Source organism: Acidisphaera sp. L21 (genome assembly GCF_009765685.1).
Classification (GTDB): Bacteria; Pseudomonadota; Alphaproteobacteria; order Acetobacterales; family Acetobacteraceae; genus LMUY01.
This window is the reverse complement of the sequence record NZ_LMUY01000137.1, coordinates 16,679-21,693: the sequence shown is the minus strand read 5'-3', so window position 1 is coordinate 21,693 and position 5,015 is coordinate 16,679. Positions and strand designations below refer to the sequence as shown.

The 5,015-nt window shown below is 68.0% G+C and carries 5 protein-coding genes; 3 read left to right on the top strand and 2 right to left on the bottom strand.

Annotated elements, in window-relative coordinates; all coding sequences use genetic code 11:
* Positions 1–206 precede the first annotated feature (206 nt).
* Positions 207–1,607 carry a sigma-54 dependent transcriptional regulator gene (locus GSQ76_RS25570; protein WP_254070630.1) on the bottom strand — a complete coding sequence of 467 codons (1,401 nt, stop codon included), beginning with the start codon at positions 1,605–1,607 and terminating at the stop codon, positions 207–209.
* The gene (locus GSQ76_RS25565) at positions 1,565–2,794 is read right to left on the bottom strand and encodes an ATP-binding protein (protein ID WP_158746918.1); all 1,230 of its coding nucleotides are present in this window, start codon (positions 2,792–2,794) and stop codon (positions 1,565–1,567) included. The genes GSQ76_RS25570 and GSQ76_RS25565 overlap by 43 nt, the downstream gene beginning before the upstream one ends.
* Positions 2,795–3,015: 221 nt before the next feature.
* Between GSQ76_RS25565 and GSQ76_RS25560 the strand changes: the two genes are divergently transcribed.
* From GSQ76_RS25560 to GSQ76_RS32915, 3 genes are all read left to right on the top strand, one after another.
* The gene (locus GSQ76_RS25560; protein ID WP_158746917.1) at positions 3,016–3,753 is read left to right on the top strand and encodes a DoxX-like family protein; all 738 of its coding nucleotides are present in this window, start codon (positions 3,016–3,018) and stop codon (positions 3,751–3,753) included.
* A 3-nt stretch (positions 3,754–3,756) separates the two neighbouring features.
* Positions 3,757–4,146 (top strand): DUF2269 domain-containing protein, encoded by a 390-nt coding sequence (locus tag GSQ76_RS25555; protein WP_216851296.1) that lies wholly within the window; start codon positions 3,757–3,759, stop codon positions 4,144–4,146.
* A 70-nt stretch (positions 4,147–4,216) separates the two neighbouring features.
* Positions 4,217–4,570 (top strand): DCC1-like thiol-disulfide oxidoreductase family protein, encoded by a 354-nt coding sequence (locus tag GSQ76_RS32915; RefSeq protein WP_216851295.1) that lies wholly within the window; start codon positions 4,217–4,219, stop codon positions 4,568–4,570.
* Positions 4,571–5,015: the final 445 nt, after the last annotated feature.

Here is a 5,015-nt window from a genome sequence, read left to right as displayed (position 1 = left end):
GCCTATTTCACCTTCGAATCGCGTTTTCACACGGTCTGCTTGAATTTCGCACCAGTGTGAGTGACCGCTTCCGCGGCACGCTCGCTTTGCCTGGCTATGGCTGACATTGGTCGATTGCGGCCGACGGCACCTGGTTCCACGCAAATGGCAGCTATCTCACCGACACCGCCCCAAACCTGCCGGACCGGATCCGGCCAAAACCCAGGTCAACGCAGCCCCAGCCGCCCCAGCTTTTTAATCAACCCCACTCTGGAAATCCCAAGGCGCCGAGCCGCCTCGCTTTGGTTCCCGCCCGAAGCGGTAAGCGCGTCACGCAGCATGCGCGTCTCGAGCTCAGCTATAGCTGCGTCCAGGGCGCCCGCGTAGGAGAAAGCAGACACGGCGGCTGCATCGTCCGGCTCAGCGTCGCCTGCGGCGAAGCGCAACAGCCCGGCGTCCACCTGCCCTGATCCGGCCAGGGCACCCGCGACCTCAACCACCGAGCGCAATTCGCGCACGTTGCCGGGCCACTCCCGGGTGGCGATCAAGGCAAGGGCGTCCGGGGCAAGCCGGGCCAGGGGTGCTGCGCGCCGCAGGAACAGTGTGGCAAGCAGCGGCACGTCGTCCCGCCGCTCGGCAAGCGGGGGCGTACGCAGCACCACGCCCTTGAGGCGGTAGAACAGATCCTCGCGAAAAGTGCCGGACGTCACCATTGCCTCCAGATCGCGATGGGTTGCCGCGACGACGCGCACGTCGGCCCGTTGCTGCGTCCTGCCTCCAACCGGGACGAATGTTCCTTCTTGCAGAAAACGAAGCAGTTTGACTTGCATGGGTGCGGGCATCTCGCCCACCTCGTCCAGGAACAGCGTACTGCGGTGCGCCGTCTCAATTAGCCCTGGCTGGTCGCGATGCGCCCCGGTGAAGCTGCCGCGCAGGTGCCCGAACAGCTCGCTCTCCAACAGCTCGGCCGACAGCGCGCCGCAGTGCACAGGCACGAAGGGACCGAGCGCCCGCGGGCTGGTGACGTGCAGGGCGCGGGCAACCAGCTCCTTGCCGCTGCCGGTGGGGCCGAGCACCACCACACCGATGCCCGTCGGCCCGAGCCGGCGCACCATCTCGCGCAATCGCTGCATCACCATGGACCGGCCTATAAGACCTAAGTCGTCTGTGTCCTCGCGCCGGCGCAACTCGGCCAATTCGGCATCGAGCCGCGCCTTGCGCACGGCTCTCGCCACCACGACGCGCAGCATGTCGGGCTCGATCGGCTTGGCCACAAAGTCCCAAGCACCCCGGTCCATCGCCTGCAGAGCGAGGTCGTGGTCGGCGTGCCCGGTGAGCACGATGACGGGTGCCGGCGCGAAGGCGGGGATCAGGTCGAGGCCGGCGACCGGATCCATGCGCGGGGGCATCGACAAGTCGAGTAGCACAATGTCCGGGTTCGTACGGGCGAACGCGGCCATCGCCGCCTCGGCATCCCCCGCCAGCGTGACTTGGTGCCCCAGGTTGCGCAGCCACGCGCCTCCGACCCGCTGGAACGCGGGCTCATCATCGGCGAGCAGCACGTGGCCGCCCTCGCTTGTCCCGGTCATGCTGCGGCCGGCAGGGTTAGGGTGAAGCACGTCGTCCATCCTGGTCGTTCCCCAAGGGTAACCGCGCCTCGGTGCGCCTCCATGATCCGCGCGACGATGGCGAGCCCAAGGCCAGTACCGCCAACGCGGCGCGAGACAAAGGGCTGGAACACGCGGCCGCGGATTTCGACTGGTATGCCCGGGCCGTCGTCGAGGACGTGGACGCAGACCACGCTGCCACCGCCTTCCACTTCAATCTCGACCGTGAGGGCGCCCGCCAGCCGAGCGTTTTCGACCAGGTTGTCAAGCACTCGGCGAAACTGGCGGGGGTCGGCCAGAACGCGGCTGCCGTCTGAACGGACAGGCGCGGCGGCGCCGACCGCCGCCACGTCGAGCGGTACAGGCTCGACCTTCCAGGGCCGGGCGTAGTCCAGCAGATCGTCGGCGAGGCGGGAAACACGTCGGACCTGGTCACCCACCTCGCGTCGGATGTCGGCATCGGCCAGGGCGACCGCCATCGAGATGGTATTGAGAGGATTACGGACGTCGTGCGCCACCGTGGCGGCCAAAGCGCCGAGTTCGGCCAGCCGGTCGCGATGCTGGCGCTCGCGCTCCGCCGCACGTGATGCCTCGATGCCGTCCACCCGCGCGGCTTGTTCGACGAGCACGTCGGCGAAGAAGCCCGCCAGGCGTCGGATGCCGGGTGGAGCGGCGTCCCAACCTTCAAGGCAGCAGGTCCAGCCACCATCCCGGTGCAAGCAACGCAGGACAGGCAGGCCGGCCGGGCTATCGGCGGCATCTCCGACCACGACGGGCATGTTCACCGACTGGGAGATCAGGTCCGCGGCCCGCATCCAAAGCGCCTGGCGCGTGTCGGTGGCCAGCAGGTTCTGCCGCCACCGCTTCAGATCCTCGGCCGACACGGTTCGACCGGGGTAGACAACCCGTTCGGCGAGGCGACGCGCCGGGCCGCCCAGCACCAGCACGGCCACAGCGGCGGCCATTCCGGACAGCCACTCGGTGCCGGGGAGCCGCAGCAACGGCACCGCCGCACCGACCACTGTCGCCAGCAGGCCGGCAGCTCCGACCAGCAGCGTCCAAGCCAAGGCGCGGCGAGCCCATGCATTTGCCACCAGCACTTGGTAGCGCAGCACGCCGTAGACCAAGATGACAGGGTAGAGCGGTAGACCGAGCAGTGGCCAGGGGTAGAAAGGCAAATCCAGCGCGGGAATGGCGTAGCCGGTCATGCAGGCTAAACCCCAGGCGCTCGAGGCGGCCACTGTCGCCACCTGCCGACGCTCGAGGCCGTGTCGGCGCAGCAGGGCGCGCAACGGCCCGGGATGGGAACCGCCCCTGGCGCGTCGTGCGACCATCGCTGGTGGTCGGCCGCGGCGGCGCAAGCACGGCACTGTTCTCAGCGCTAGCCGCTCTCGCGCGGCCGCTGCGCCTCGGCCCACGGACGTGGCGAGTGCAGCCCATCCACGTCTCCGACGTCGCGCGGGCGGTTGCCGACCTAGTTGCGTCGCCAAGCGCGCCGGAGACCCTCAACCTGGTCGGCCCGGAGCCGATGAGCACCGACGAGCTGACGGCTTGCCTGCGGACCTGGCTCGGGCTGCCGCCGCGCCATCCGCTCGCTATGTCCGCGACGCTGCTTCGGCTCGGCGCGCGCCTCGGGGAGGCGCTGCCGGATGCCGCGCTGACCCGCGACGCCCTGCGCATGCTCGAGGCCGGCAACGTCGCCGACGCAGCGCCGGCGGCAGCCGCCTTGGGCTGGGCGCCGCGTCCGCTGACCACCGGGCTGGCCGCCGACCCGGCCTGTGCCGCCGACCTGCTCGCCGCCCGAATGGTGCCAGTGCGCGGGGTCCTGCTTGCCTGCCTGGCCGCTGTGTGGGCCGGGACCGGCGTTGCGTCCCTGCTGGTGCCGGCTGCCCGCGCAGACGCTCTGCTGGGCGGGCTTGGGCTGTCAGGTGAGCTGGCATTGGCCGCCACGCGGGCGGGTGCACTACTCGATCTCGGGCTCGGGTTGGGCTTGCTGCCGCGGCGGCACCGGCGCTTCGTGCTGGCCGTCCAGCTTGCCCTGATGGCCACCTACACCGCACTCGCAAGCGTCGCGCTGCCCTCGTTGTGGCTCGACCCGTTCGGCCCGTTGCTGAAGAACCTGGCCATACTGGCCGCCACCCTCGCCCTGCTCACCATGGAAGCCTAAATCATGAGCTATCAGTTGCTCCTGCTGGTCCACATCTTGTCATCCACCTTGCTGTTCGGCACAGGCCTTGGCACCGCCTTTCATGGCTGGATGGCGCAGCGTAGCCGTGACCTTCGCGCCATCACCGTGGTCGACCGCAACGTGGTGCTGGCCGACTGGCTGTTCACCGCGCCTGCCGTTGTCGTGCAGCCGGTGACTGGCGTGTGGATGGTGCGCATCGCCGGGTTCCCCTTCACCAAGGGCTGGCTCGTGCTCGCCATCGGTCTCTACGTCGTAGTGGGCGCCTGTTGGCTGCCGGTGGTTTGGCTGCAGATCCGCATGCACCGGATGGCCGAGAGGGCGTTGCGCGACGGAACGCCGTTGCCGCCTCTCTACCAACGTTATGCGAGCTGATGGTTCGCTCTGGGCTGGCCGGCTTTCGGAAGCGTGGTCGCGATCTTCGCTCTGATGGTGGTCAAGCCCGATGTCTGGTGACCCGGTTCGCTCCTCCTGGCGACCCGTTCCATGCGAAGATACGCCAGACGGCACCATCCTGTTCGACGGAGTGTGCGTCCTGTGCTCCGCGTGGTTCCGCTTCGTCGCGCGTCGCGATCCCGAAATCCGCTTGCGCTTTGCCGCCGTTCAGGAGCCTTACGGTCGCTGGCTCGCACGACGCCTGGGCATCGACCCGGACGCGCCGGAGACCAATGCGGTGGTGATCGCGGATCGAGCATATTTCCGGTCCGACGCAGCCATTGAGGTTCTAAGACGGGTGCCGGGTTGGCGTTGGACGCCATTGCTCCGAGCAGTGCCTCGGCCGGTTCGGGACAGGCTCTAGGACATCGTCGCCCGTAACCGCTACCGGCTGTTTGGGACGACGGACGCCTGCATGGTGCCAACGCCGGAACTGCGGCGACACCTCGCCACGAAGCCTCGCCGTAATCCGAACACAGTCGGTCGGCGCAGCCAAACGACCCGTCACCGGACGGCCCGACCGCCCTGTCCGTCTAACCAATGGTTGGCGGACATTCAGCTATGATGGTCCGCTTTGCGCCAATTGTAGTCGTTCAGACGGTGGCGGGCCACGCTCGAAAGCTGCCCTCCGTCTGGTGAGGCGACTAACCCGCGCTAGTCGGACGCGAACGTCGTGGTTTGGTGGTTTGCTGCCAGTCTACTTTTCAGAGGCAGATGGCGGGTAGCGGCCATTCGGACTGGCTACATACACCGGGCATTAGCTGAAGCGGATCAAAAGGTGAATAGACTTGCAAACACTGGAACGGAGG

Excerpts from the sequence above, each read along its gene's own strand:
- GSQ76_RS25565 (WP_158746918.1), bottom strand. The coding sequence starts at position 2,794 with ATGACCGGCTACGCCATTCCCGCGCTGGATTTGCCTTTCTACCCCTGG.
- GSQ76_RS25570 (WP_254070630.1), bottom strand. The coding sequence starts at position 1,607 with ATGGACGACGTGCTTCACCCTAACCCTGCCGGCCGCAGCATGACCGGG.
- GSQ76_RS25555 (WP_216851296.1), top strand. The coding sequence starts at position 3,757 with ATGAGCTATCAGTTGCTCCTGCTGGTCCACATCTTGTCATCCACCTTG.
- GSQ76_RS32915 (WP_216851295.1), top strand. The coding sequence starts at position 4,217 with ATGTCTGGTGACCCGGTTCGCTCCTCCTGGCGACCCGTTCCATGCGAA.